The organism is Variovorax sp. GW821-FHT09B05 (genome assembly GCF_059418265.1).
The window spans coordinates 129,856-152,240 of sequence record NZ_JBWKPN010000010.1 but is presented as its reverse complement, the minus strand read 5'-3'; the positions used below and the strand labels follow the sequence as shown (position 1 = coordinate 152,240).

The following is a 22,385-nucleotide window of genomic DNA, read 5'->3' as shown; positions in this document are numbered from 1 at the left end:
ATACCCCATGACCGCAGACCAACTCAAGGCCATCATCCAGTCCCACCTGCCGTGCGAGCACATCGCGCTCGAGGGGGACGGCCGACATTGGTACGCCACCATCGTCTCGGCCGAATTCGAGGGCAAGCGCTCGATCCAGCGCCATCAGCGGGTCTACGCCACCCTCGGTGCGAAAATGCACACCGATGAGGTGCATGCGCTCTCGATGAAGACCTATACGCCGTCCGAATGGGCGGCGGCTGAAAAATAACTCTCCGGGCCTGCGGGCCCTTTGCGAGCCACTCGCTGGACCTTCGATGGACAAACTCCTGATTCGCGGCGGGCGCCAGCTCCGCGGCGAAGTACTCATTTCCGGCGCCAAGAACGCCGCGCTGCCCGAACTGTGCGCGGCCCTGCTGACCGACCAGCCCGTGGTGCTGCACAACGTGCCGCGGCTGCAGGACGTGTCGACCATGCTCAAGCTGGTGCGCAACATGGGCGTGTCGGCAGAGCGCGACGACAACGGCACGGTACGCCTGAACGCCGGCGACCTGACCCGCCCCGAGGCCCCCTACGAGCTCGTGAAGACCATGCGCGCCTCGGTGCTGGCGCTGGGCCCGCTGCTGGCGCGCTTCGGCCACGCCAAGGTGTCGCTGCCGGGCGGCTGCGCCATCGGCTCGCGGCCGGTCGACCAGCACATCAAGGGCCTGCAGGCCATGGGCGCCGAGATCGTGGTCGAGCACGGCTACATGGTCGCGCGCCTGCCCGCAGGCCGCACGCGCCTGAAGGGCGCGCGCATCCTGACCGACATGGTCACGGTCACCGGCACCGAGAACTTCCTGATGGCCGCCGCGCTGGCCGAGGGCGAGACGCTGCTCGAGAACGCCGCGCAGGAGCCCGAGATCGTCGACCTGGCCGAGATGCTGATCCGCATGGGCGCGAAGATCGAGGGCCACGGCACCAGCCACATCCGCATCCAGGGCGTCGAGACGCTGCACGGCTGCGAGCACGCCGTGGTGGCCGACCGCATCGAGGCCGGCACCTTCCTGTGCGCCGTGGCGGCCGCGGGCGGCGAGGCCTTGCTGCGCCATGCGCGCGGCGACCATCTCGACGCGGTGATCGACAAGCTGCGCGACGCCGGCTGCGAAGTGGCCTGCGAGCAGGACGGCATCCGCATCGCCTCGGAGGGCGCCGAACAGCTCAAGGCCCAGAGCTTCAGCACCACCGAGTACCCGGGCTTCCCGACCGACATGCAGGCGCAGTTCATGGCGCTCAACGTGATCGCGCACGGCGCCTCGATGGTCACCGAGACCATCTTCGAGAACCGCTTCATGCACGTGAACGAGATGGTGCGCCTGGGCGCGCGCATCCACGTCGAGGGCAAGGTGGCGATGGTCGAGGGCGTGCAGCAACTGTCGGGCGCCACCGTGATGGCGACCGACCTGCGCGCCTCGGCCAGCCTGGTCATCGCCGGCCTGGTGGCCGAGGGCGAGACCCTGGTCGACCGCATCTACCACCTGGACCGCGGCTACGACCGCATGGAAGCCAAGCTGCGCGGCCTCGGGGCCGACATCGAACGCGTGACCGGAGCCACCGCATGATCACCCTGGCGCTTTCCAAAGGCCGCATCTTCGAAGAGACCATGCCGCTGCTGGCCGCGGCCGGCATCGAGGTCACGGAAGACCCCGAGAAGTCGCGCAAGCTGATCCTCGGCACCACCCGTCCCGACGTGCGCGTGGTGCTGGTGCGCGCCTCCGACGTGCCGACCTACGTGCAGTACGGTGGCGCCGACCTCGGCGTGACCGGCCTCGACGTGCTGCTCGAGCACGGCAACCAGGGCCTGTACCAGCCGCTCGATCTGCGCATCGCCGCCTGCCGCCTCAGCGTGGCCGTGCGCGCCGACTACGACTACGCCTCGGCCGTGCGCCAGGGCTCGCGGCTCAAGGTCGCGACCAAGTACGTGGGCCTGGCGCGCGACTTCTTCGCCAGCAAGGGCGTGCACGTCGACCTGATCAAGCTCTACGGCAGCATGGAGCTCGCGCCGCTCACCGGCCTGGCCGACGCCATCGTCGACCTGGTCTCGACCGGCAACACGCTCAAGGCCAACCAGCTGGTCGAGGTCGAGCGCATCATGGACATCAGCGCGCGCCTGGTCGTCAACCAGGCCGCGCTCAAACTCAAGCGCGAACCCATCCGCCGCATCATCGACGCCTTCGCGTCGGCCATTCCCTCCGCCTGATCCCTCGAACCGCACTTCGCCAAATGACCCTGCAAGCAGCCCCCGCCCGACTGTCCACGACTTCAGCCAGCTTCGATGCTGAATTCAAGGCGCGGCTGCATTGGTCCGCGGATGCCGATGCCGCGATCGAGAAGACGGTGGCCGACATCCTGGCCGACGTGCGGGCGCGCGGCGACGCGGCGGTGCTCGAGTACACGCGCCGCTTCGACGGCCTGGGTGCCGCTTCGGTGTCCGAACTCGAACTGACCCAGGCCGACTTCAAGCAGGCCTTCGACTCGCTGCCCGCCGTGCAGCGCGAGGCGCTGCAGGCCGCGGCCGACCGCGTGCGCAGCTACCACGAGGCGCAGAAGAAGGCCTCGGGCGAGAGCTGGAGCTACCGCGACGCCGACGGCACGCTGCTGGGCCAGAAGGTCACGCCGCTCGATCGCGTGGGCATCTACGTGCCCGGCGGCAAGGCGGCCTATCCGTCGAGCCTGCTGATGAACGCGATTCCGGCCCACGTGGCCGGCGTGGGCGAGATCATCATGGTGGTGCCCACTCCCGTGAAGGGCAGCGTCGCCACCGGCGGCGCCGGCGGCGAATCGTCGGGCAAGGGCGAGCGCAACGTCCTGGTGCTGGCCGCCGCCTACGTGGCTGGCGTCACGCGCGCCTTCACCATCGGCGGCGCGCAGGCCGTGGCCGCGCTGGCCTATGGCACGGCGACCATTCCCGCGGTCGACAAGATCACCGGTCCCGGCAATGCCTACGTGGCCGCCGCCAAGCGCCGCGTGTTCGGCACCGTGGGCATCGACATGATCGCGGGCCCGAGCGAGATCCTGGTGCTGGCCGACGGCAGCACGCCGCCCGACTGGGTGGCGATGGACCTGTTCAGCCAGGCCGAGCACGACGAGCTCGCGCAGAGCATCCTGCTGTGCCCCGACGCCGCCTACATCGACCGCGTGCAGGCCGAGATCGACCGCCTGCTGCCGACCATGCCGCGCGCGGCGATCATCGCCGCCTCGCTCAACGGCCGCGGCGCGCTGATCCACACGAAGAGCATGGAAGAGGCCTGCGAGATCAGCAACCGCATCGCGCCCGAACACCTGGAGGTCAGCAGCAGCGAGCCGCAGCGCTGGGAGCCGCTGCTGCGCCACGCGGGCGCGATCTTCCTCGGCGCCTTCACCAGCGAGAGCCTCGGCGACTACTGCGCCGGCCCGAACCACGTGCTGCCCACAAGCGGCACCGCGCGCTTCTCGAGCCCGCTGGGCGTGTACGACTTCCAGAAGCGCTCGAGCCTGATCGAGGTCAGCGAGGCCGGGGCCCAGGTGCTCGGGCCGATCGCCGTCACGCTGGCCGAGGGCGAGGGCCTGCAGGGCCACGCCGAGGCCGCGCGCATGCGGCTGCGCAAGGTTTGAGGGCCGCGGCCGCGGGCCCGGTTCCGATGGCATTTCCGTCCACAACCCGCTCGGGAGGAGCAAGCCTGATGATGAATCAACGTCTGCGTCGTTCGCGCCTGTTCAAGTTCGCCCTCGGCCTGCTGGCCGGTACCGCGCTGCTCGTGGCCTGCACCCCGATGCCGCGCACCCAGAGCCAGGCCGAGGCGGTGCCGAGCACGGCCGCCGCCGTTGCCGCGCCCGCCGCGCCGGCGCCGCGCCTGGGCACGCAGTGGGGCGAGGGCCGCGAATCGAACACGCGCAGCGTGCAGGTCCAGCGCTACACGCCCGACCAGCCCGACGAGGTCGCCTCCATCGGCTACAACGACGCCGCCAGCGTGCGCCGCGGCGTTGGTGCCAACCCCGAGCGCCGGCTCAACCTGCAGCTGGCGCAGGGCGACGTCGAATGGTCGGTGATCGACGAATCGGGCCGCGCGATCCCGCTGCAGCGCGCGCGCCGCGGCGGCGGTGGCGACGAGGGCTTCCGCCTCGCGGGCGCCGAGGGCGCGCGCTACACGCTGCGCTTTCGCAACCTCAGCGACCGCAGCTACGAGGTGATCGCCACGGTCGACGGCCTCGACGTGCTCAACGGCAAGCCCGGCAGCCTGCGCAACGGCGGCTACGTGCTGCGTCCGCTGCAGGTGCTCGACATCGAGGGCTTCCGCAAGAGCCAGTCCGAGGTCGCGGCCTTCCGCTTCGCCACGCCGGGCCGCGCCTATGCCGCCAACACCGAGGCCGGCGACGCGCGCAACATCGGCATCCTCGGCGCCGCGCTGTTCGAGATCGCGCAGCCCGACGCCCCGCGCCGTCCGCGCCGCGGCCCCGATGCCGCGCAGCCCAATGCCTTCCCGGCCGACGGCGCGACCGGCTACGCGCCGCCGCCGCGCTACGCGAAGTGAGGGCCGCCATGCATCGCGTGCGTCTCTGTCTGCTGTTCGCGCTGGCCGCGGCCAGCCTGGGTGCGCAGGCCATGAGCATCCGCGAGTTCCACACCCTCGAGGTGAAGGAGAAGAAGGAGGGCAAGGCCTACGCCAGCTACTACCTCGTGGGCGTGCTCGAGGGCCTGCGCGAGGCCGGCGACGCCGCGCGCCGCACGGGCCAGAAGCCGCTGTTCTGCGTCGACGGCCGCCGGCTCGAGCCTTCGATGGCGCGCTCGCTGTTCGAGGCCGAGCTCAAGCGCAACGCCGAACTCTACGAGGCCGACATGCCGGTGCAGATGGTGCTGTCGGCGGCGCTGCAGAACAGCTTCCGCTGCGCGTCCTGACCTTTCTTTCTTCAACGAACGTTCTTTCCTCCGAGTCCCAGATGTCCGACACCTCCGCCCCCGTCCCCGCGCTCCAGCGCATCCGCGCCGACGTGCGCGCCATGCATGCCTATGCCGTGCAGGACGCGCGCGGCCTGGTCAAGCTCGACGCGATGGAGAACCCCTTCGGCCTGCCGCCCGCGCTGCAGGCCGAGCTCGGCGCGCGGCTCGGCGCGCTGGCGCTCAACCGCTACCCGGGCGAGCGCGGCGCCGACCTGCAGCGCGCGCTGGCCGCGCAGGCGCGCCTGCCCGAGGGTTTCTCGCTGGTGCTGGGCAACGGCTCGGACGAGCTGATCTCGCTGCTCGCGATCGCCTGCGACCTGCCGGGTGCCAGCGTGCTGGCACCGCTGCCGGGCTTCGTCATGTACGCCATGAGCGCCCAGCTCCAGGGCCTGCGCTTCGTGGGCGTGCCGCTCACGGCCGACTTCGAGCTCGACGAGGCCGCCATGCTGGCCGCGATCGCGCGCGAGCAGCCGGCCATCGTCTACCTGGCCTATCCGAACAACCCGACCGCCAACCTCTGGGACGACGCGGTGCTCGAGAAGATCGTCGAGGCCCAGGGCGCGCAGGGCGGCCTGGTGGTGATCGACGAGGCCTACCAGCCCTTCGCTGCGCGCAGCTACATCGACCGCCTCGCGAAGCACCGCCACGTGCTGCTGATGCGCACCCTCAGCAAGTTCGGCCTGGCCGGCATCCGGCTGGGCTACCTGATGGGCCCGACCGCGCTGATCGCCGAGATCGACAAGGTACGTCCGCCCTACAACGTCAGCGTGTTGAACTGCGAGTGCGCGCTGTTCGCGCTCGAGCATGCCGAGGTGTTCGAGGCCCAGGCCAGTCAGATCCGCGAGGAGCGCGAGCGGCTGATGATGGGGCTCGGCCGGCTGCCGGGCGTCAAGGTCTGGCCCAGCGACGCGAACATGATCCTGCTGCGCGTACTGGGAGAGGGAGATCGGGCCGCCCGCACCTTCGACGGCATGAAGGCGCGCGGGGTGCTGGTGAAGAACGTTTCTAAAATGCACGAACTGCTCGCGAACTGCCTGCGCCTGACCGTCGGAACGGCCGACGAGAATGCCAGGATGCTCGCGGCGCTCGAAGCCTCACTATGACCACCCCCCAAGCCGCTCCCGCGGCCACCCCCGACGCCATCGCCGCGCGCACCGCAACGGTCGCGCGCAACACCGCCGAGACGAAGATCACCGTCAGCGTCAACCTCGACGGCACCGGCCGCGCCAAGCTGGCCACCGGCATCGGCTTCTTCGACCACATGCTCGACCAGATCGCCCGCCACGGGCTGATCGACCTCGAGATCGACTGCCAGGGCGACCTGCACATCGACGGCCATCACACGGTGGAAGACGTGGGCATCACGCTGGGCCAGGCCGTGGCCAAGGCCGTGGGCGACAAGAAGGGCATCCGCCGCTACGGCCATGCCTACGTGCCGCTCGACGAGGCGCTCAGCCGCGTGGTCATCGACTTCTCGGGCCGGCCCGGCCTCGAGATGCACGTGCCCTTCACGAGCGGGATGATCGGCGCCTTCGACAGCCAGCTCACCTACGAGTTCTTCCAGGGTTTCGTGAACCACGCCTTCGTCACGCTGCACATCGACAACCTCAAGGGCGTCAACGCGCACCACCAGTGCGAGACCGTGTTCAAGGCTTTCGCCCGCGCCCTGCGCGCCGCGCTCGAACTCGATCCGCGCTCGGCCGGTGTCATTCCCTCGACCAAGGGCTCGCTCTGATCCTGCAAGCGGAACAGCGTGCCATTGCACGCTCCGCCTGTCATTGAAGCTATGAAAACTGTAGCAAACAACGCCAACACCGTCGCCGTGGTGGACTACGGCATGGGCAATCTGCACTCCGTCGCGCAGGCGGTGCGCCATGCCGCCGACCAGGTCGGCGTGGAGGTGTTCGTGACCTCCGATCCCGAGGTGGTGCGCAAGGCCACGCGCGTGGTGCTGCCGGGGCAGGGCGCCATGCCCGACTGCATGCGCGAGCTGCGCGATTCGGGCCTGCTCGAATCGGTGCTCGAGGCCGCGGCGAGCAAGCCGCTGTTCGGCGTCTGCGTGGGCATGCAGATGCTGCTGTCGCGCAGCGACGAGGGACCGACCGACGGGCTCGGCCTGATCCCGGGCGAGGTGGTCCGCTTCGAGCTCGAGGGCCGCCTGCAGCCCGACGGCAGCCGCTTCAAGGTGCCGCAGATGGGCTGGAACCAGGTGCGCCAGGCGCAGCCGCACGCCGTGTGGGCCGGGGTGCCCGACGGCAGCTACTTCTATTTCGTGCACAGCTTCTATGCGCGGCCGGTCGATGCGCGGCACAGCGTGGGCGAAGCCGAATACGGGGCATGCTTTACCGCCGCCATCGCACGCGATAACATTTTTGCCACCCAGTTCCACCCGGAGAAGAGTGCGGACCACGGGTTGCAGCTCTACCGAAACTTCCTCCACTGGAATCCCTGAACACTTCGTTCCCCTGACCGGGCGCCGCCGGCCGGCGCCCTTTCGTTGCACTCTCGCGTCACTTTCATGCTCCTCATCCCAGCGATCGACCTCAAAGACGGCCATTGCGTACGCCTGAAACAAGGCGACATGGAACAGTCCACCATCTTCAGCGAAGACCCTGCCGCCATGGCGCGCAAATGGGTCGAGGCCGGTGCCCGGCGCCTGCACCTGGTCGACCTGAACGGGGCCTTCGCGGGCAAGCCGCAGAACCACGCGGCGATCAAGGCGATCCTGAAGGAGGTCGGCGACGACATCCCGGTGCAGCTCGGCGGCGGCATCCGCGACCTCGACACCATCGAGCGCTACATCGACGACGGCCTGCGCTACGTGATCATCGGCACCGCCGCGGTCAAGAACCCGGGCTTCCTCAAGGACGCCTGCAGCGCCTTCGGCGGCCACATCATCGTCGGCCTCGACGCCAAGGACGGCAAGGTCGCCACCGACGGCTGGAGCAAGCTCACGGGCCACGAGGTGGCCGACCTGGGCAAGAAGTTCGAGGACTACGGCGTCGAATCGATCATCTACACCGATATCGGCCGCGATGGCATGTTGTCGGGCATCAACATCGAGGCCACGGTCAAGCTCGCGCGCGTGCTGTCCATTCCGGTGATCGCCTCGGGCGGCCTGTCGAACATGGCCGACATCGACCAGCTCTGCGCAGTCGAATCCGAGGGCGTCGAAGGCGTGATCTGCGGCCGCGCCATCTACTCGGGCGACCTCGACTTCGGACAGGCGCAGGCGCGCGCCGACGAACTGGCCGGCGCCTGAGGGGGCCTGGCGGCGCGTGCTGTCCGCGCTCGCCATCGCCAACTACCGCTCGCTGCGCCAGCTCACGGTGCCGCTCGCGCGGCTCACCGTGGTCACCGGGCCCAACGGCAGCGGCAAGTCGAGCGTCTACCGCGCGATGCGCCTGCTGGCCGAGATCGCCAACGGCGGCGCGATCCGTTCGCTGGTGCGCGAGGGCGGCCTGTCTTCCACGCTGTGGGCCGGGCCCGAGCGCTTCTCGGCCGCCATGCTGCGCGGCGAGATGCCGGTGCAGGGCACCACGCGCAGCGAACCGGTCGCGCTGAAGCTGGGCTTCGCAGGCGCCAGCACCGAAGACTTCGGCTACGCGATCGACATCGGCCTGCCGCCGCCGATTCCCTCGACCGCCTTCTCGCGCGATCCCGAGATCAAGCACGAGGCCATCTGGAGCGGCCCGCTGCTGCGGCCGTCCACACAGCTGGTCGACCGCAAGGGTGCCTCGCTGCGGTTGCGCGACGGCCGCGGCTGGCAGCCGGTGGGCCGGCCGATCCCGCCCTTCGCGAGCATGATGACCGAGCATGCCGATCCGCGCGACGCGCCCGAGATGCTCACCCTGCGCGAGCAGATGCGCTCCTGGCGCTTCTACGACCACTTCCGCTCGGACGCCGAGGCGCCGGCGCGCCAGCCGCAGCTCGGCACCCGCACGCCGGTGCTGGCCAACGATGGCGCCGACCTCGCCGCCGCGCTGCAGACCATCCGCGAGATCGGCGACGGCGAGGCGCTCGATCGCGCCGTGGACGATGCTTTTCCGGGCGCGCGCGTCGAGATCGACGCCCGGGGCGATCGCTTCCAGACCCTGATGCACCAGCACGGCCTGCTGCGCGCACTGACCGCCGCCGAGCTGTCCGACGGCACCCTGCGCTACTTGCTGTGGATCGCGGCGCTGCTGACGCCGCGCCCGCCCGCGTTGCTGGTGCTCAACGAGCCCGAGACCAGCCTGCATCCCGACCTGCTGCCCGCGCTCGGCCGGCTGATCGCGCATGCGGCGCGCGAGTCGCAGGTGATCGTGGTGTCGCACGCCTCGCGGCTGATCGCCGCGCTCGAGGAGGCGGCCGCGGGCGGGGTCGAACTGCAGTCGGTGGTGCTCGAGAAGCGCCTGGGCGAGACCCGCATCGCGAACCTCGACATGAGCGAGATCCCGCGCTGGGAGTGGCCGGCGCGCTGAAAGCGGCCCCGGCTACTCGGCCTTCACCGACATCGTCTTGATGATCGTCTCGAGCTGCGCGCTCATCGGCAGGTCGAGGCTGGCGCCTGTGGGCAGCTTGCGCAGGAACCAGCGCTTGTACTGGCGCTCGATCTCGCCGTCCTCGGCCAGGACCTGGAAGCTGTCGTTGATCACCTTCGCGAGCTGCGGGTCGCCCTTGCGGTACATGATCCCGTAGGGGTCGTAGGAGAGGAAGTCGCCGACCACGCGGTAGTCGGCCTTGGCGTTCTCCTGCGCGATCAGGCCGTAGAGCAGCACGTCGTCGGTCGCGAAGGCATCGGCCTGGCCGCTCCTCACGAGAGCGAAGGACTCGGCATGGTCGCGCGCCACCTGCAGCTGGATGCCGAGCTTGAACTTCTCGGAGAGATCGCGCAGCGTCTTCTCGTTGGTGGTGCCGGCCGTCACCGCCACCTTGCGGCCTGCGAGGTCGCGGAACGAAGCGATCGGCGTGCCCTTCTTCACCAGCACCTTGGTGCCCGAGACGAAGATCGTCGGCGAGAAGCTCACGCGCTTCTGGCGCTCGAGGTTGCTGGTGGTCGAGCCGCATTCGAGGTCGACCTTGCCGCTCGTGACCGCGTCGAAGCGCGAGTCGGAGGTGACCGGCTCCCACTGGATCGCGAGCGTGCGGTCGACCGCGTTGCCGATCGCCGTGACCAGCTCGCGGCACAACTCGATCGAATAGCCGACCGGTTCCTTGCGCGTGTTGAGGAAGGAGAAGGGCACCGAGGATTCCCGGTAGCCGATGGTGATGGCGCCGCTGGCGCGCGCCTTGGCGAGCGTGCCGGTGAGCAGTTCCTGCGCCTGCACCGCGCCAGCCGCGAGCAACAGGGCCGCGCAGGCCAGACCGGCCCTGCCAAGCATCGTCGTCATGCTGCGCATCGCCTCAGCCATGCGCCGGATGCGCGATCGTCGCGGCCGCTTCTTCGTCGAGCTTGGCCGCGTTGAGCTCGGCCTCGCTCTCCGGCAGCAGCTCGCCTTCCCACTTGGCGACCACCGCGGTGGCGATCGAGTTGCCCACCGCGTTGGTGGCCGAGCGGCCCATGTCGAGGAAGGTGTCCACGCCCAGGATCAGCAGCAGGCCGGCCTCGGGAATGTCGAAGTGGTTGAGCGTGGCGGCGATCACCACCAGCGAGGCGCGCGGCACGCCGGCCATGCCCTTGGAGGTGAGCATCAGGATCAGCAGCATCGTGATCTGCGTGCTGATCGGCATGTGGATGTTGTAGGCCTGCGCGATGAACAGCACGGCGAAGGTGCAGTACATCATCGAGCCGTCGAGGTTGAACGAGTAGCCCATCGGCATCACGAAGCTCGAGATCTTGCGCTTGACGCCGAAGCGGTCGAGCGCCTGCAGGATCTTCGGGTACGCGGCCTCGGAACTGGCGGTGGCGAACGAGAGCAGGAAGGCTTCTTTGATCAGCACCAGCAGCTTGAACACGCGCGGCCCGAGGAAGGTGAAGCCCGCGAGGATCAGCACGCCCCACAGCACGAACAGGCCGAGGTAGAAGTCGCGCATGAACACCGCGAACTTGATCAGGATGCCCAGCCCGTTGACCGCCACCGTGGCGGCCATGGCGGCCAGCACCGCGAGCGGCGCGAGCTTCATCACGTAGCCCGTGATCTTCAGCATCGCGTGCGAGAGTTCCTCGGTGGCGGCGACCAGCGTCTTCGCTTTGTCGCCGAGCGAGGCCAGTGCCACGCCGAAGAACATCGAGAACACCACGATCTGCAGGATCTCGTTGTTGGCCATGGCCTCGATGAAGGACTTCGGCACCGTGTGGCTCACGAAGTCCTTGAAGGTGAACTTGGAGGTCGCGAGGTTCGCCGAGGCGCCGATGTCGGGCAGCGGCAGTCCCAGGTTGGCGCCGGGTTCGAGCAGGTTGGCCATCACCAGGCCGATCACCAGCGAGATCAGCGAGGCCGTGAGGAACCAGCCGATGGCCTTGCCGAACACCCGGCCCACCGACTTGGCGTCGCCCATGTGCGCGATGCCGACCACGAGCGTGGAGAACACCAGCGGCCCGATCAGCATCTTGATCAGGCGCAGGAACACGTCCGAGACGATCGAGACGTAGCCCGCGATCTCCTTGGCGGTTCCCTTGTCCGGGAAGCTCGCGAAGATCATGTAGCCGAGGATGATGCCGAGCACCATGGCAATCAGTATCCACGCCGCCATCGGCAACTTCTTCTTCATTCGATTCCCCTTGTGCTTGGTTGTGTGAGCGATTTTTTTGCAGGCACAGGGTATCCAAGAAGGCCCCCGGCTTGCAATCGGGGCCTGACCATGCAGTCTTTAGGCCCCATGGCCGTGCCGCGCGAGGCGCCGATGTTGCGCGAAGACGGTGCGATCGGAGCGCTGCCTACAATTCCTCACATGCACATCAGCTCGATCGAGTTCCGCGGCCAGCCCGCGCTGCGCGCCACCGGTGCCGACGGCAGCACCCTCACCGTGGCCCTGCACGGGGCGCATCTGCTCTCGTGGACCACGGCCGACGGCAGGGAAAGGCTCTACCTGAGCCCGCGCGCCGTGTTCGACGGCAAGACCGCGATCCGCGGCGGCGTGCCCATCTGCTGTCCGCAGTTCAACCAGCGCGGCATGCTCCCCAAACATGGTTTCATGCGCAATCTGCCTTGGGAAAATCAGGGTGTGGATGCCGAATCGGGCGCGCTGACCCTGCGGCTGCGCGACGACGACGCCACCCGGGCCCTGTGGCCGCATGCCTTCGAGGCGCGGGTCGCGTTCACGCTCGAGGCCGGGCAGCTGCGCACCGCGCTGAGCCTGCGCAACCTCGGCGGCGGGCCCTTCGGCTTCACGGCCGCGCTGCACACCTACCTGGCCGTGGACGACATCGCCGAGGCCCGGCTCGAAGGCCTGCAAGGCGCCAACCGCTGGGATGCGGTGCGCGACGACCGCCACGTGGAAACCGCGCCGGCCCTGCGCTTCGAATCCGAGTTCGACAGCGTCTATGCCGCGCCCGCCGAGCCGCTGCGGCTGGTGCAGCCGGGCGGCACGCTCGAGATCGCCCAGGGCGCCACCTGCACCGAAACCGTGGTCTGGAACCCGGGTGCCGCGCTCGGTGCGAAACTCGCCGACATGCCCGAGGACGGCTTTCGCCACATGCTCTGCGTCGAGGCCGCGCGCATCGACGAGCCCGTGCAGCTCGCGCCCGGCGCCGAGTGGCAGGGCTGGCAGCAGCTGCGCGTCCTCTGATTCCTGCTTCTTCCCGCGACCCCAAGTTACCCCAGCTACCCCACCATGCTCGCCAAACGCATCATTCCCTGCCTCGACGTCACCGGCGGCCGCGTCGTCAAGGGCGTCAACTTCCTCGAACTGCGCGACGCGGGCGACCCGGTCGAGATCGCCGCGCGCTACAACGCGCAGGGCGCCGACGAGCTGACCTTCCTCGACATCACCGCCACCAGCGACGGCCGCGACCTGATCCTGCCGATCATCGAGTCGGTCGCCTCGCAGGTCTTCATTCCGCTGACCGTGGGCGGCGGCGTGCGCACCGTCGAGGACGTGCGCCGGCTGCTCAATGCCGGCGCCGACAAGACCAGCTTCAATTCGGCCGCCATCGCCAATCCGCAGGTGATCAGCGACGCCTCGGCCAAGTACGGCGCCCAGTGCATCGTGGTCGCCATCGACGCCAAGCGCCGCACGCCCGAGGAAGCAGCCAGCCGCGGCCCGGGCTGGGACGTCTACAGCCACGGCGGGCGCAAGAACACCGGCCTCGACGCCGTCGAATGGGCCACCGAGATGGCGCGCCGCGGCGCCGGCGAGATCCTGCTGACCAGCATGGACCGCGACGGCACCAAGAGCGGCTTCGACCTGGCGCTGACCCGCGCCGTCAGCGACGCCGTCAACGTGCCGGTGATCGCCTCGGGCGGCGTGGGCAACCTCGACGACCTGGCCGACGGCATCCAGAAGGGCGGCGCGGACGCCGTGCTGGCGGCGAGCATCTTCCACTACGGGGAGCACACGGTCGGCGAGGCCAAGGCGCGGATGGCCGAGCGCGGCATCCCGGTGCGGATTTAATGACCCTTCGGCGTCGGTCGCGGCCGGCCGATCGCCGACAATCCCGCCCATGATCTGGCTCGATGAAGTGAAATGGGACGCCAACGGCCTCGTGCCGGTGATCGCCCAGGAACAAGGCACCAACGACGTGCTCATGTTCGCGTGGATGAACCGTGAGGCGCTCGAGAAGACCGCCGAACTCGGCCGCGCGGTGTATTTCAGCCGCTCGCGCGGCAAGCTCTGGTTCAAGGGCGAGGAATCGGGCCACGTGCAGACCGTGCACGAGATCCGCCTCGACTGCGACAACGACGTGGTGCTGCTCAAGGTGACCCAGCTCGGCCACGAGCCCGGCATCGCCTGCCACACCGGCCGCCACAGCTGCTTCTTCAACAAGTACGAGAACGGCCAATGGACCGTGACCGAGCCGGTCTTGAAAGACCCGGAATCGATCTACAAATGAGCGGCACCGTGAACACCAACGACGCCCTCGCACGCCTGGCCGCGGTCATTGAAAGCCGCCTGCCCGCCAATGGCGGCGATCCCGAGAAGAGCTACGTCGCGCGGCTGCTGCACAAGGGCCCCGACGCCTTCCTCAAGAAGATCGGCGAGGAAGCCACCGAAGTGGTGATGGCGGCCAAGGACGCCGACCATGGCGGCGACCGCACGAAGGTGGTCTACGAGGTGGCCGACCTCTGGTTCCACACCATGGTGGCGCTCGCGCACTACGGCCTGTCGCCCGCCGAGGTGGTGGCCGAGCTCGAGCGGCGCGAAGGCACCAGCGGCATCGAGGAAAAGGCGCTGCGCAAGGTGCAGGCCCGCGAAGCCGCCAGCGAGTGACCGCCTGATTGCCGAGGGATGACTCTGACGACCGAAAGGACATCGCCATGCCCAACGACATCGTGAACGTTCAGCCCGACGACTCGCTCAAGACTTGGGGCTGGGTCAGCTACATCCTGCACCTGATCGTCGCCATCGGCGCCGTGGTGCCGGGCGCCCAGGCCTCGGTGCTGCTGCTGCTGGTGGCGCTGGTGATCGACTTCGTGAAGCGCGACGACGCGGCCGGCACCTGGCAGGCCTCGCACTTCAGCTGGCGCATCCGCTCGGTGCTCTGGGCCGGGCTGCTCTACATCGTCACCTCGTGGCTCTGGCTGCTGCTCTTCGTCCCGGGCTGGATCGCCTGGAGCCTGATTTCGCTGTGGTTCCTCTACCGGATCGTGAAAGGCATGATCCGGATGAACGACGGCCGTCCCATGGAACCCAACGATGTCATCTGATCCGAACTGCATCTTCTGCAAAATCGTCGAGGGCAAGATCCCGTCGCGCAAGGTCTACGAGGACGAGGATGTCTTCGCCTTCCACGACATCGCGCCCTGGGCGCCGGTGCATTTCATGCTGGTGCCCAAGAAGCACATCGCCTCGATGGCCCAGCTGACGCCCGACGACGCGGCGCTGATGGGCAAGATCATGACCCTGGCGCCCAAGCTGGCGCTCGAGCAGGGCTGCAATCCGTACCCCGAAGGCGGCTACCGGGTGGTGGTCAACACGGGTACCGAAGGGGGGCAGGAGGTGCATCATCTCCATGTCCACGTCATGGGCGGTCCGCGCCCCTGGCTTCGCGGCTGAGCCGTTAAGTAAATTTGTCACATTCGCCGCGACTAAAATCGGCACATTCTTAGGAGTCTTCCATGGGTTCTTTTTCCATCTGGCACTGGCTGATCGTGCTGCTCGTCGTCGTCATGATCTTCGGTACCAAGAAGCTTCGGAACATGGGTTCCGACCTCGGCGGTGCCGTCAAGGGCTTCAAGGACGGCATGAAGGACGGTTCCGCGACCGACGCGCCGACCGCCACCGGCCCGGCCGCCCAGGTCACGAGCCAGTCGGCCGCCACCGACAAGCCGACGATCGACGTCGAAGCACGCCACAAGTCCTGATCCGGGCGACACGTGCTGGACCTCGGCATTGAGAAGATGGCGCTGATCGGCGTCGTGGCGCTGATCGTCATCGGACCCGAAAAGCTGCCGCGCGTGGCGCGCACCGTCGGCACGCTGCTCGGCAAGGCGCAACGCTACGTCAATGACGTCAAGGCAGAGGTCAATCGCTCGATGGAGCTCGACGAGCTCCGCAAGATGAAGACCACCGTCGAGGACGCGGCGCGCGACGTGGAGCAGAACATCCATTCGGGCGTGAGCGACCTCGAGAAGCAGTTCTCCACCCCCGCGGGCGAAACCCTCTCGGCGCTGGCCGAACCGGAACCGGTGGTGCCGGTCTACAAGCATCCGCGCAAGAACTGGCGCCTCAAGCAGGGCGCCACGCCGCAGTGGTACAAGTCCCGCAACGGCGTGCGCACCAAGGCACTGTCGGGCGCGGCGCGCGTCGCGCGCTACCGGCCGCACAAGGTCAGCTAGCAGCGGCGCGGCGCGTTTCCCCCTCCACCCAGCGTTCCCACGCGCGCCGCCCGTCGGCAGCCCACGCTTTCCATCTCCTCAATGGCTGATTCCGACTCCAAGAACAAAGAAGACGAGCTCGCCGGCACCGAGCAGCCTTTCGTCGCGCACCTGATCGAGCTGCGCGACCGGCTGCTCTATTGCGTCTACGGCATGGCGATCGCCGGCATCCTGCTGGCGGTCTGGCCCGGTCCGGGCGGCTTGATCGACATCATCGCGATGCCGATCCGCGCCCACATGCCGCCCGACGCCAAGCTGATCGCCGTGGGCGTGTTCTCGCCCTTCTTCGTGCCGCTCAAGGTGCTGATGATGGCCGCCGTGCTGCTCGCGCTGCCGTGGCTCATGTACCAGGCCTGGATGTTCGTGGCGCCGGGCCTCTACACCCACGAGAAGCGCTTCGCGCTGCCGCTGATCATCTTCGGCAGCCTGCTGGCCTACGCGGGCATCGCCTTCGTGCAGCTGTTCGTGCTCGACAAGATGTTCGGCTTCATCCAGAAGTTCACGCCGGCCGCGGTGGCGGCCACGCCCGACATCTCTTCGTACGTCGAGGCCATCCTGTCGCTCTATCTCGCCTTCGGCGTTGCCTTCCAGGTGCCGATCGTCGTGATGCTGCTGGTGCGCTTCGAGATGGTGACCATCGAGAAGCTGCGCTCGTTCCGCGGCTACTTCATCGTCGTGGCCTTCATCGTGGCCGCCGTGCTGACGCCGCCCGACGTGGTGTCGCAGCTGGCGCTGGCGATCCCGATGTGCGTGCTGTACGAGGTCGGGATCATCGGGGCCAAGTACTTCTCGCGCGTCTCGAAGTCGCCGGAGGACGAGGAAGCGGATTCCTCGTCGACCACGCCGCCCTGAGCGGCAAGGATCTTCCGGATCCGGCAAGGAAAAAGCGGCCCGTCGGCCGCTTTTTTCATGGCTGCGCGGACCCGGGCCCGCGCGTCTCGTTCGTTCACTCGTTCTGGTTCGGCACCTGCCGCACCGGGCTCTTCGGCCGCAGCCCCGGCATCACGTCCAGTTCCATCTTGTCGCTGCCGCGTTGCAGCGCGAAGCGCGCGGTGCTGCCGGGCTTGAGGCCGGCCACGGCGGTCAGCAGCGCCTGCACGCTGTCGGTCTTCTTGTCGCCCACCGCGGTGATCACGTCGCCGGGGCGGATGCCGGCCTTGGCGGCCGGGCCGTTCTGCAGCACGCCGGTGATGATCACGCCCGCGTCGGCCTTCACGCCGAAGGTCTCGGCCAGCTCCGGCGAGAGGTCGCTCGGCTCGACGCCGATCCAGCCGCGGCGCACCTGGCCTTCCTTCACGATGCCCTCGAGCACGATCTTGGCCATCGACACGGGAATGGCGAAGCCGATGCCCATGCTGCCGCCCGAGCGCGAGTAGATCGCGGTGTTGATGCCCAGCAGGTTGCCGTTGACGTCGATCAGCGCGCCGCCCGAATTGCCGGGGTTGATGGCCGCGTCGGTCTGGATGAAGTTCTCGAAGTTGTTGATGCCGAGCTGGTTGCGGCCCAGCGCCGAGACGATGCCGCTGGTCACGGTCTGGCCGACGCCGAAGGGATTGCCGATGGCCAGCACCTGGTCGCCCACCTGCAGCTCATCGGAGCTGCCCAGCACGATCACCGGCAGCTTGTCGAGCTCGATCTTGAGCACGGCCAGGTCGGTGTCGGGGTCGGTGCCGATCACCTTGCCTCGCGCATGGCGGCTGTCGTTGAGCGTGACCTCGATCTCGTCCGCGCCCTCGACCACGTGGTTGTTGGTGAGGATGTAGCCGTCGGTGCTCACGATCACGCCGCTGCCCAGGCCGACCTGGGGCTGGTCGTCCTGGTCGCCGAAGAAGAAGCGGAACCAGGGGTCGTTGCTGCGCGGATGGCGCTGCGCCGCCTTGCTGGTGTTGATGCTCACCACCGCTGGCGAGGCCTTCTTGGCCGCGGCGCTGAGGCTGCCGGGCGCGGGCACGCCGGGCGTCGAGCTGGCGGGCGCCTCGATGATCGAGACCACGCCGCCCAGCGAGGTCGTGCGCCGGTTGATCCATTCGGGCTTGAGCGTGGCGACCACGAAATAGGCCGCCAGCAGGACGGTCACGGCTTGGGCGAAGAGCAGCCAGATGCGTTTCATGAAAACTTGGTGAAAAGGCGCGAAAGGGCGAGGGCGCTGAGGGGGAAAGGCCGCGGAGCGCGGCGCTGCGGGAGATTGTCTCTCAACGGCAGGGAGCGAAGACCGCGCCGGCCGGTCGAGATTCCTGGAGGCTCGAGGCGCCTATAAGGGATAACCCTTAGCATCGGGACCCTGCCGACCCGGCTCTCCTTCGCCGCCGCCCCGCCCACCCGGTGGACTCGGTCCGGCACTTTCGTCGGCGTACCGCTTTCGCTTCCCATCCGGCCCTGCGGCCCCGGTGCGCAGCCATGACTCTCCGCCCGCCATGACTTCACACGCCACCATCCCGGACGGCACCACGCCGGCCCCGGCACGCGCGCTCAACGCCCGCGACTACAAGACGCTCGCCCTGTCCGCCCTCGGCGGCACGCTCGAGTTCTACGACTTCGTCATCTACGTCTTCTTCGCCACCGTGCTGGGCGCGCTGTTCTTCCCGGCCGACATGCCCGACTGGCTGCGCCAGCTGCAGACCTTCGGCATCTTCGCGGCCGGCTACCTGGCCCGGCCGGTCGGCGGCATCGTGATCGCGCACTTCGGCGACCTGCTCGGCCGCAAGCGCATGTTCACGCTGTCGATCTTCCTGATGGCCGCGCCCACGCTGGTCATCGGCCTGCTGCCCACCTACGCCAGCATCGGCGTGGCGGCGCCCCTGCTGCTGCTGGCCATGCGCGTGCTGCAGGGTGCGGCCATCGGCGGCGAGATGCCCGGTGCCTGGGTGTTCGTCGGCGAGCACGTGCCCGCGCAGCGCTATGGCTTCGGCGTCGGCACGCTGACCTCGGGCATCACCGGCGGCATCCTGCTGGGTTCGCTGGTGGCCGTGGTCATCAACCGGCACTACGCGCCCGAGCAGGTCAGCGACTTCGCCTGGCGCATCCCCTTCATCCTCGGCGGCGTGTTCGGGCTGGTGTCGGTGTACCTGCGCCGCTTCCTGCACGAGACCCCGGTGTTCCGCGAACTCGCCGACCGCCGCAGCGTGGCGCGCGAGCTGCCGCTGCGCACCGTGCTGCGCGAGCACCGCGGCGCCAGCGTGTTCGTCGCGCTGCAGACCTGGGTGCTGTCGGCCGCGATCGTGGTGATCGTGCTCTACACGCCCACTTACCTGCAGAAGGTGCACCACATCCCGGCCGCGCTCGCGCTCGAGGCCAATGCACTCGCCACCCTCACGCTGACCATCGGCTGCGTGATCGCCGGCTGGGCCAGCGACCGCATCGGTACGCGCGCCGTGATGCTGATCGGCTGGGGTGGCCTGTTCGCGACCGCCTACCTGTTCTACACCGGCCTGCCCGGCACGCCGGCCACGCTGTTTTGGCACTACGGGCTGACGGGTCTGTTCGTGGGCACCATCGCCACCGTGCCGATCGCCGGCGTGCGCGCCTTCCCCGCGCCGGTGCGCTTCTCGGGGCTTTCGTTCGCCTACAACATGTCGTATGCCGTCTTCGGCGGGCTCACGCCGGTGGTCCTCACGCTCTGGCTGCAGCACGACCCCATGGCGCCCGCGCACTACGTGGCGGTGCTGGCCGCGCTGGGCTTCGTGCTCGCGTTCTGCCCCCTGGCGGCCCGCGGCCACCCCATGCGGGCTGGCGTGGCGCCGGCCGGCGGCGCGACAATGTCGCGATGAGCACCACCCGCCACGAGCTGCTTCACGCATTCGACCTGCTGCTCGCTCCCGAGCGCTTCAAGGACTACGGACCGAACGGCCTGCAGGTCGAGGGCCGCACCACGGTGCGCAAGATCGTCTCGGGCGTGACCGCGAGCCGCGCGCTGATCGAGGCCGCGATCCGCGCCGAGGCCGATGCCATCTTCGTCCACCACGGCCTGTTCTGGCGCGGCCAGGACGGCCGCGTCACCGGCTGGATGAAGCAGCGGCTGGCGCTGCTGCTGAATCGCGACGTCAACCTCTTCGCCTACCACCTGCCGCTCGACGCGCATCCCGAGCTCGGCAACAACGCGCAACTCGGCCTGCAGCTCGGCCTGCTGGCGCATCCGGGATCGGCCGGGCGCTTCGGCGAGCAGGAGCTGGGCTTTCTCGGCGGCCTGGAGGACGGCGAGACCCTGGCCAACGCGAAGGCGCTCGCCGTCCACGTCGAGAAGGTGCTCAAGCGGCCCGTGACGCTGGTCGACACCGCCCATCGTCCGATCAAGACCATCGCCTGGTGCACCGGCGGCGCGCAGGGCTACTTCGAGGCCGCCATCGCGGCCGGTGCCGACGCCTTCATCACCGGCGAGATCTCGGAGCCGCAGGCCCACTACGCGCGCGAGATGGGCGTGGCCTTCCTGGCGTGCGGGCACCATGCCTCCGAGCGCTATGGCGCGCCTGCCGTGGCCGAACACGTGGCTGCGCAGCTCGGGCTCCAGCACGAGTTCATCGACATCGACAACCCGGCATGACGAGTGCTGCATCCTTGGGTGGCAGGCCCGTCGCCATCACGCTCGGTGATCCGGCTGGCATCGGGCCGGAGATCATCGGCAAGGCGTTTCGCGATGCGCCCGAGGCCACGCGTGGCGCCTTCGTGGCGGGCGATGTGGGGACGATGCGGGAGGCGTTGCAGGCCCTGTCGGCGCCCGGGCATCCGGCGTGGCCCGTGGTCGAGATTGCTTCATCGGCCGAGGCGCTGGGGGTTCCGCCCGGTTGTGTGCCTGTGCTGCAGGTGATCGCGTCGCCGCAGGGAGTGGTCCATGGCCGTATCAGCGCCGAAGCTGGGCGCGCGGCGGGCGATGCGGTGGTCTGGGCAGCGCGGGCCGCGTTGCGGGGCGAGATCGCCGCCATCGTCACCGCGCCCTTGCACAAGGAAGCGTTGTCGGCGGCAGGATTTCCCTTTCCGGGCCATACCGAACTGCTGCAGGCCGAGGCCGCCGCGCATCTGGGGCGCAGCGTGGCCGAGGTGCCCGTGCGCATGATGCTGGCCAACGACGAGCTGCGCACCGTGCTCGTCAGCATCCACATGTCGCTGCGTCAGGCGATCGAGGCCGTCACTTTCGATGGCGTGCTCGAGACCTTGCGCATCACTCACCATGCGCTCTCGCGCACCCTGGGCCGCGCGCCGCGCATCGGTGTCGCAGGGCTCAATCCGCATGCCGGGGAGGGCGGACTCTTCGGGTTGGAGGAGCAGGAGATCATCGTGCCCGCCATCGCCGCGGCGTGTGCCGAAGGCATCGCCGCCGATGGGCCGCATGCGCCCGATACCGTCTTCATGCGTGCCCGCGCGAAGCGGCCCGGCGTGGCCGATAGCGGCGAGTTCGACGTGGTGGTGGCGATGTACCACGACCAGGGACTGATCCCGGTGAAGTACCTGGGCGTGGAGAAGGGCGTGAACGTGACGCTCGGGCTGCCGCTGGTGCGGACCAGTCCCGATCACGGGACGGCGTTCGATATCGCGGGCACCGGCCGCGCGGATGCATCGAGTCTGGTCGAGGCGCTGCACATGGCGCGCGCGCTGGCCGGTATCTGAGTGGGGCGCGCGGCCTTCAGGGCCGCGCTGCGCTTCAGGAGCGCTTGAGGCTGTCGCGGATCTCGCGCAGCAGCACGATGTCCTCGGGCGGTGCGGCGGGGGCAGCCGGAGCGGCTTCTTCCGTGCGGCGCAGGCGATTGATCTGCTTGACCATCATGAAGATGATGAAGGCGAGGATCACGAAGTTGACCACGATGGTGATGAAGTTGCCGTACGCCAGCACCGGCACGCCGGCCTTCTTGAGCTCCGCCAGGTTGTTGGCGATTCCCGCGGGCACCGTGCCCAGGACCACATAGAGGTTCGAGAAGTCCAGCTTGCCGAACACCAGCCCGACGATGGGCATGATGATGTCGGCCACCAGCGAATCGACGATCTTGCCGAAGGCCGCGCCGATGATCACGCCGACCGCCAGGTCGACGACATTGCCCTTGACGGCAAACTCCTTGAATTCGCTGAGGATGGTCATGGTTGGGAGGGTGCGGGAGCACTGGGGTTGAGAGAGGCGCCAGTATGCACGGGAGGCTGGGGTGTTCCGCGTGGCGCGGTGCCTGAGCCTCATGAAGTCCTTCACAAAGCTGAATCGAATCTGGATTTCTGCCGGCGCGACAGATCGCTCGGTGACCCGACAGAGTCCAACATGTTGCTAGTTGTTTCCAGTTCTGCTCGGACTGAGGCAAGCCTTCGCCTCTTGGCACTCCCTCAAGCGGGGGATGCGCGAACTTTTTCGCAACTTTACATTCACGCGGGCGGCCTTCTCGGCGAGGTTTTTCGTGGGTGTCGAACAACGTTTCCCCACGGAAAACGGTAACGACGTAGGGATCGCTAACACTTTGGCAATGCTACGAAGGTTATAAAAAAGTCTTCTTCATCGAGTAGATTGGTTTGCTGGGCAG

General features: G+C 68.5%; 27 protein-coding genes. 23 read left to right on the top strand and 4 right to left on the bottom strand.

Annotation, left to right across the window (positions count from 1 at the left end):
* Positions 1–7 precede the first annotated feature (7 nt).
* The 11 genes from AC07RM_RS25110 (at position 8) to AC07RM_RS25060 (ending at position 9,399) form a co-directional block, all read left to right on the top strand.
* A complete protein-coding gene (locus AC07RM_RS25110; protein WP_057596770.1) occupies positions 8–250 on the top strand; it encodes a BolA family protein in 243 nt (80 codons plus the stop codon).
* Between the two features lie 46 nt (positions 251–296).
* Positions 297–1,580 (top strand): UDP-N-acetylglucosamine 1-carboxyvinyltransferase, encoded by a 1,284-nt coding sequence (gene murA, locus AC07RM_RS25105; protein ID WP_495336296.1) that lies wholly within the window; start codon positions 297–299, stop codon positions 1,578–1,580.
* Entirely contained in the window at positions 1,577–2,218 is a 642-nt protein-coding gene (hisG, locus tag AC07RM_RS25100) for an ATP phosphoribosyltransferase (protein ID WP_057596768.1), read from the top strand. Before murA ends, hisG begins: the two co-directional genes overlap by 4 nt.
* 23 nt (positions 2,219–2,241) lie before the next feature.
* Complete coding sequence (hisD, locus tag AC07RM_RS25095) at positions 2,242–3,612, top strand: histidinol dehydrogenase (protein WP_495336295.1); 1,371 nt, start codon at positions 2,242–2,244, stop codon at positions 3,610–3,612.
* 68 nt (positions 3,613–3,680) lie between these two features.
* Complete coding sequence (locus AC07RM_RS25090) at positions 3,681–4,529, top strand: hypothetical protein (protein WP_495336294.1); 849 nt, start codon at positions 3,681–3,683, stop codon at positions 4,527–4,529.
* Positions 4,530–4,537: 8 nt separating this feature from the next.
* Entirely contained in the window at positions 4,538–4,894 is a 357-nt protein-coding gene (locus tag AC07RM_RS25085) for a hypothetical protein (RefSeq protein WP_495336293.1), read from the top strand.
* 41 nt (positions 4,895–4,935) lie between these two features.
* Positions 4,936–6,039, top strand: a complete 1,104-nt coding sequence (gene hisC / locus AC07RM_RS25080; RefSeq protein WP_495336292.1) for a histidinol-phosphate transaminase — start codon at positions 4,936–4,938, stop codon at positions 6,037–6,039.
* Entirely contained in the window at positions 6,036–6,671 is a 636-nt protein-coding gene (gene hisB, locus AC07RM_RS25075) for an imidazoleglycerol-phosphate dehydratase HisB (protein ID WP_495336291.1), read from the top strand. Before hisC ends, hisB begins: the two co-directional genes overlap by 4 nt.
* Positions 6,672–6,722: 51 nt before the next feature.
* The gene (gene hisH / locus AC07RM_RS25070; RefSeq protein WP_093351953.1) at positions 6,723–7,388 is read left to right on the top strand and encodes an imidazole glycerol phosphate synthase subunit HisH; all 666 of its coding nucleotides are present in this window, start codon (positions 6,723–6,725) and stop codon (positions 7,386–7,388) included.
* 66 nt (positions 7,389–7,454) lie between these two features.
* Entirely contained in the window at positions 7,455–8,198 is a 744-nt protein-coding gene (gene hisA, locus AC07RM_RS25065) for a 1-(5-phosphoribosyl)-5-[(5-phosphoribosylamino)methylideneamino]imidazole-4-carboxamide isomerase (RefSeq protein WP_208513629.1), read from the top strand.
* 16 nt (positions 8,199–8,214) lie between these two features.
* Positions 8,215–9,399, top strand: a complete 1,185-nt coding sequence (locus AC07RM_RS25060; RefSeq protein WP_495336290.1) for an AAA family ATPase — start codon at positions 8,215–8,217, stop codon at positions 9,397–9,399.
* 12 nt (positions 9,400–9,411) lie between these two features.
* On the opposite strand, the gene AC07RM_RS25055 is transcribed toward AC07RM_RS25060, so the two are convergent.
* Both AC07RM_RS25055 and AC07RM_RS25050 read right to left on the bottom strand, forming a co-directional pair.
* Positions 9,412–10,308 carry an amino acid ABC transporter substrate-binding protein gene (locus tag AC07RM_RS25055; RefSeq protein WP_495336289.1) on the bottom strand — a complete coding sequence of 299 codons (897 nt, stop codon included), beginning with the start codon at positions 10,306–10,308 and terminating at the stop codon, positions 9,412–9,414.
* Between the two features lie 13 nt (positions 10,309–10,321).
* Positions 10,322–11,629 carry a dicarboxylate/amino acid:cation symporter gene (locus tag AC07RM_RS25050; protein ID WP_495336288.1) on the bottom strand — a complete coding sequence of 436 codons (1,308 nt, stop codon included), beginning with the start codon at positions 11,627–11,629 and terminating at the stop codon, positions 10,322–10,324.
* A 180-nt stretch (positions 11,630–11,809) separates the two neighbouring features.
* Here AC07RM_RS25050 and AC07RM_RS25045 point away from each other — a divergent pair, with 180 nt between their 5' ends.
* From AC07RM_RS25045 to tatC, 9 genes are all read left to right on the top strand, one after another.
* Complete coding sequence (locus AC07RM_RS25045) at positions 11,810–12,646, top strand: D-hexose-6-phosphate mutarotase (RefSeq protein WP_495336287.1); 837 nt, start codon at positions 11,810–11,812, stop codon at positions 12,644–12,646.
* Positions 12,647–12,691: 45 nt separating this feature from the next.
* Positions 12,692–13,471, top strand: a complete 780-nt coding sequence (gene hisF / locus AC07RM_RS25040) for an imidazole glycerol phosphate synthase subunit HisF (RefSeq protein ID WP_093351941.1) — start codon at positions 12,692–12,694, stop codon at positions 13,469–13,471.
* A gap of 40 nt (positions 13,472–13,511) precedes the next feature.
* On the top strand, positions 13,512–13,910 hold the full coding sequence (gene hisI, locus AC07RM_RS25035; protein ID WP_208513651.1) for a phosphoribosyl-AMP cyclohydrolase: 399 nt from the start codon (positions 13,512–13,514) through the stop codon (positions 13,908–13,910).
* Positions 13,907–14,287, top strand: coding sequence for a phosphoribosyl-ATP diphosphatase (locus tag AC07RM_RS25030; RefSeq protein ID WP_057595256.1), 381 nt, complete (start codon positions 13,907–13,909; stop codon positions 14,285–14,287). The genes hisI and AC07RM_RS25030 overlap by 4 nt, the downstream gene beginning before the upstream one ends.
* Positions 14,288–14,334: 47 nt before the next feature.
* Complete coding sequence (locus AC07RM_RS25025) at positions 14,335–14,724, top strand: DUF4870 family protein (RefSeq protein ID WP_057595255.1); 390 nt, start codon at positions 14,335–14,337, stop codon at positions 14,722–14,724.
* A complete protein-coding gene (locus AC07RM_RS25020; RefSeq protein ID WP_493208126.1) occupies positions 14,714–15,073 on the top strand; it encodes a histidine triad nucleotide-binding protein in 360 nt (119 codons plus the stop codon). Before AC07RM_RS25025 ends, AC07RM_RS25020 begins: the two co-directional genes overlap by 11 nt.
* Before the next feature lie 62 nt (positions 15,074–15,135).
* A complete protein-coding gene (gene tatA / locus AC07RM_RS25015) occupies positions 15,136–15,381 on the top strand; it encodes a Sec-independent protein translocase subunit TatA (protein WP_093351928.1) in 246 nt (81 codons plus the stop codon).
* Positions 15,382–15,393: 12 nt separating this feature from the next.
* Positions 15,394–15,855 carry a Sec-independent protein translocase protein TatB gene (gene tatB / locus AC07RM_RS25010; RefSeq protein ID WP_093351925.1) on the top strand — a complete coding sequence of 154 codons (462 nt, stop codon included), beginning with the start codon at positions 15,394–15,396 and terminating at the stop codon, positions 15,853–15,855.
* Positions 15,856–15,936: 81 nt separating this feature from the next.
* A complete protein-coding gene (tatC, locus tag AC07RM_RS25005) occupies positions 15,937–16,746 on the top strand; it encodes a twin-arginine translocase subunit TatC (protein ID WP_093351923.1) in 810 nt (269 codons plus the stop codon).
* 94 nt (positions 16,747–16,840) lie between these two features.
* Here the strand turns inward: tatC and AC07RM_RS25000 are convergent, their stop codons facing one another.
* Entirely contained in the window at positions 16,841–18,004 is a 1,164-nt protein-coding gene (locus tag AC07RM_RS25000) for a S1C family serine protease (RefSeq protein ID WP_495336286.1), read from the bottom strand.
* A gap of 304 nt (positions 18,005–18,308) precedes the next feature.
* Between AC07RM_RS25000 and AC07RM_RS24995 the strand changes: the two genes are divergently transcribed.
* The 3 genes from AC07RM_RS24995 to pdxA are packed head-to-tail and all read left to right on the top strand — an operon-like array spanning position 18,309 to position 21,492.
* The gene (locus AC07RM_RS24995; RefSeq protein WP_495336285.1) at positions 18,309–19,661 is read left to right on the top strand and encodes an MFS transporter; all 1,353 of its coding nucleotides are present in this window, start codon (positions 18,309–18,311) and stop codon (positions 19,659–19,661) included.
* Positions 19,658–20,431: a Nif3-like dinuclear metal center hexameric protein gene (locus AC07RM_RS24990; RefSeq protein WP_495336284.1), complete on the top strand. Its 774-nt coding sequence runs from the start codon at positions 19,658–19,660 to the stop codon at positions 20,429–20,431. Before AC07RM_RS24995 ends, AC07RM_RS24990 begins: the two co-directional genes overlap by 4 nt.
* Positions 20,428–21,492: a 4-hydroxythreonine-4-phosphate dehydrogenase PdxA gene (gene pdxA / locus AC07RM_RS24985; RefSeq protein ID WP_495336283.1), complete on the top strand. Its 1,065-nt coding sequence runs from the start codon at positions 20,428–20,430 to the stop codon at positions 21,490–21,492. Before AC07RM_RS24990 ends, pdxA begins: the two co-directional genes overlap by 4 nt.
* Before the next feature lie 34 nt (positions 21,493–21,526).
* Here pdxA and mscL read toward each other — a convergent pair whose 3' ends face one another.
* Positions 21,527–21,958, bottom strand: a complete 432-nt coding sequence (mscL, locus tag AC07RM_RS24980) for a large conductance mechanosensitive channel protein MscL (RefSeq protein WP_296798539.1) — start codon at positions 21,956–21,958, stop codon at positions 21,527–21,529.
* Positions 21,959–22,385: the final 427 nt, after the last annotated feature.

What these genes read in the sequence shown, in the direction of transcription:
- hisD (WP_495336295.1), top strand. Translation starts at nt 2,242, where the DNA reads ATGACCCTGCAAGCAGCCCCCGCCCGACTGTCCACGACTTCAGCCAGC.
- AC07RM_RS24990 (WP_495336284.1), top strand. Translation starts at nt 19,658, where the DNA reads ATGAGCACCACCCGCCACGAGCTGCTTCACGCATTCGACCTGCTGCTC.
- hisA (WP_208513629.1), top strand. Translation starts at nt 7,455, where the DNA reads ATGCTCCTCATCCCAGCGATCGACCTCAAAGACGGCCATTGCGTACGC.
- murA (WP_495336296.1), top strand. Translation starts at nt 297, where the DNA reads ATGGACAAACTCCTGATTCGCGGCGGGCGCCAGCTCCGCGGCGAAGTA.
- hisF (WP_093351941.1), top strand. Translation starts at nt 12,692, where the DNA reads ATGCTCGCCAAACGCATCATTCCCTGCCTCGACGTCACCGGCGGCCGC.
- AC07RM_RS25090 (WP_495336294.1), top strand. Translation starts at nt 3,681, where the DNA reads ATGATGAATCAACGTCTGCGTCGTTCGCGCCTGTTCAAGTTCGCCCTC.
- AC07RM_RS25045 (WP_495336287.1), top strand. Translation starts at nt 11,810, where the DNA reads ATGCACATCAGCTCGATCGAGTTCCGCGGCCAGCCCGCGCTGCGCGCC.
- AC07RM_RS25085 (WP_495336293.1), top strand. Translation starts at nt 4,538, where the DNA reads ATGCATCGCGTGCGTCTCTGTCTGCTGTTCGCGCTGGCCGCGGCCAGC.
- hisH (WP_093351953.1), top strand. Translation starts at nt 6,723, where the DNA reads ATGAAAACTGTAGCAAACAACGCCAACACCGTCGCCGTGGTGGACTAC.
- AC07RM_RS25000 (WP_495336286.1), bottom strand. Translation starts at nt 18,004, where the DNA reads ATGAAACGCATCTGGCTGCTCTTCGCCCAAGCCGTGACCGTCCTGCTG.
- AC07RM_RS25025 (WP_057595255.1), top strand. Translation starts at nt 14,335, where the DNA reads ATGCCCAACGACATCGTGAACGTTCAGCCCGACGACTCGCTCAAGACT.
- hisG (WP_057596768.1), top strand. Translation starts at nt 1,577, where the DNA reads ATGATCACCCTGGCGCTTTCCAAAGGCCGCATCTTCGAAGAGACCATG.
- AC07RM_RS25020 (WP_493208126.1), top strand. Translation starts at nt 14,714, where the DNA reads ATGTCATCTGATCCGAACTGCATCTTCTGCAAAATCGTCGAGGGCAAG.
- tatA (WP_093351928.1), top strand. Translation starts at nt 15,136, where the DNA reads ATGGGTTCTTTTTCCATCTGGCACTGGCTGATCGTGCTGCTCGTCGTC.
- AC07RM_RS25030 (WP_057595256.1), top strand. Translation starts at nt 13,907, where the DNA reads ATGAGCGGCACCGTGAACACCAACGACGCCCTCGCACGCCTGGCCGCG.
- AC07RM_RS25050 (WP_495336288.1), bottom strand. Translation starts at nt 11,629, where the DNA reads ATGAAGAAGAAGTTGCCGATGGCGGCGTGGATACTGATTGCCATGGTG.
- mscL (WP_296798539.1), bottom strand. Translation starts at nt 21,958, where the DNA reads ATGACCATCCTCAGCGAATTCAAGGAGTTTGCCGTCAAGGGCAATGTC.
- pdxA (WP_495336283.1), top strand. Translation starts at nt 20,428, where the DNA reads ATGACGAGTGCTGCATCCTTGGGTGGCAGGCCCGTCGCCATCACGCTC.
- AC07RM_RS24995 (WP_495336285.1), top strand. Translation starts at nt 18,309, where the DNA reads ATGACTTCACACGCCACCATCCCGGACGGCACCACGCCGGCCCCGGCA.
- AC07RM_RS25110 (WP_057596770.1), top strand. Translation starts at nt 8, where the DNA reads ATGACCGCAGACCAACTCAAGGCCATCATCCAGTCCCACCTGCCGTGC.
- hisC (WP_495336292.1), top strand. Translation starts at nt 4,936, where the DNA reads ATGTCCGACACCTCCGCCCCCGTCCCCGCGCTCCAGCGCATCCGCGCC.
- hisB (WP_495336291.1), top strand. Translation starts at nt 6,036, where the DNA reads ATGACCACCCCCCAAGCCGCTCCCGCGGCCACCCCCGACGCCATCGCC.
- tatC (WP_093351923.1), top strand. Translation starts at nt 15,937, where the DNA reads ATGGCTGATTCCGACTCCAAGAACAAAGAAGACGAGCTCGCCGGCACC.
- AC07RM_RS25055 (WP_495336289.1), bottom strand. Translation starts at nt 10,308, where the DNA reads ATGACGACGATGCTTGGCAGGGCCGGTCTGGCCTGCGCGGCCCTGTTG.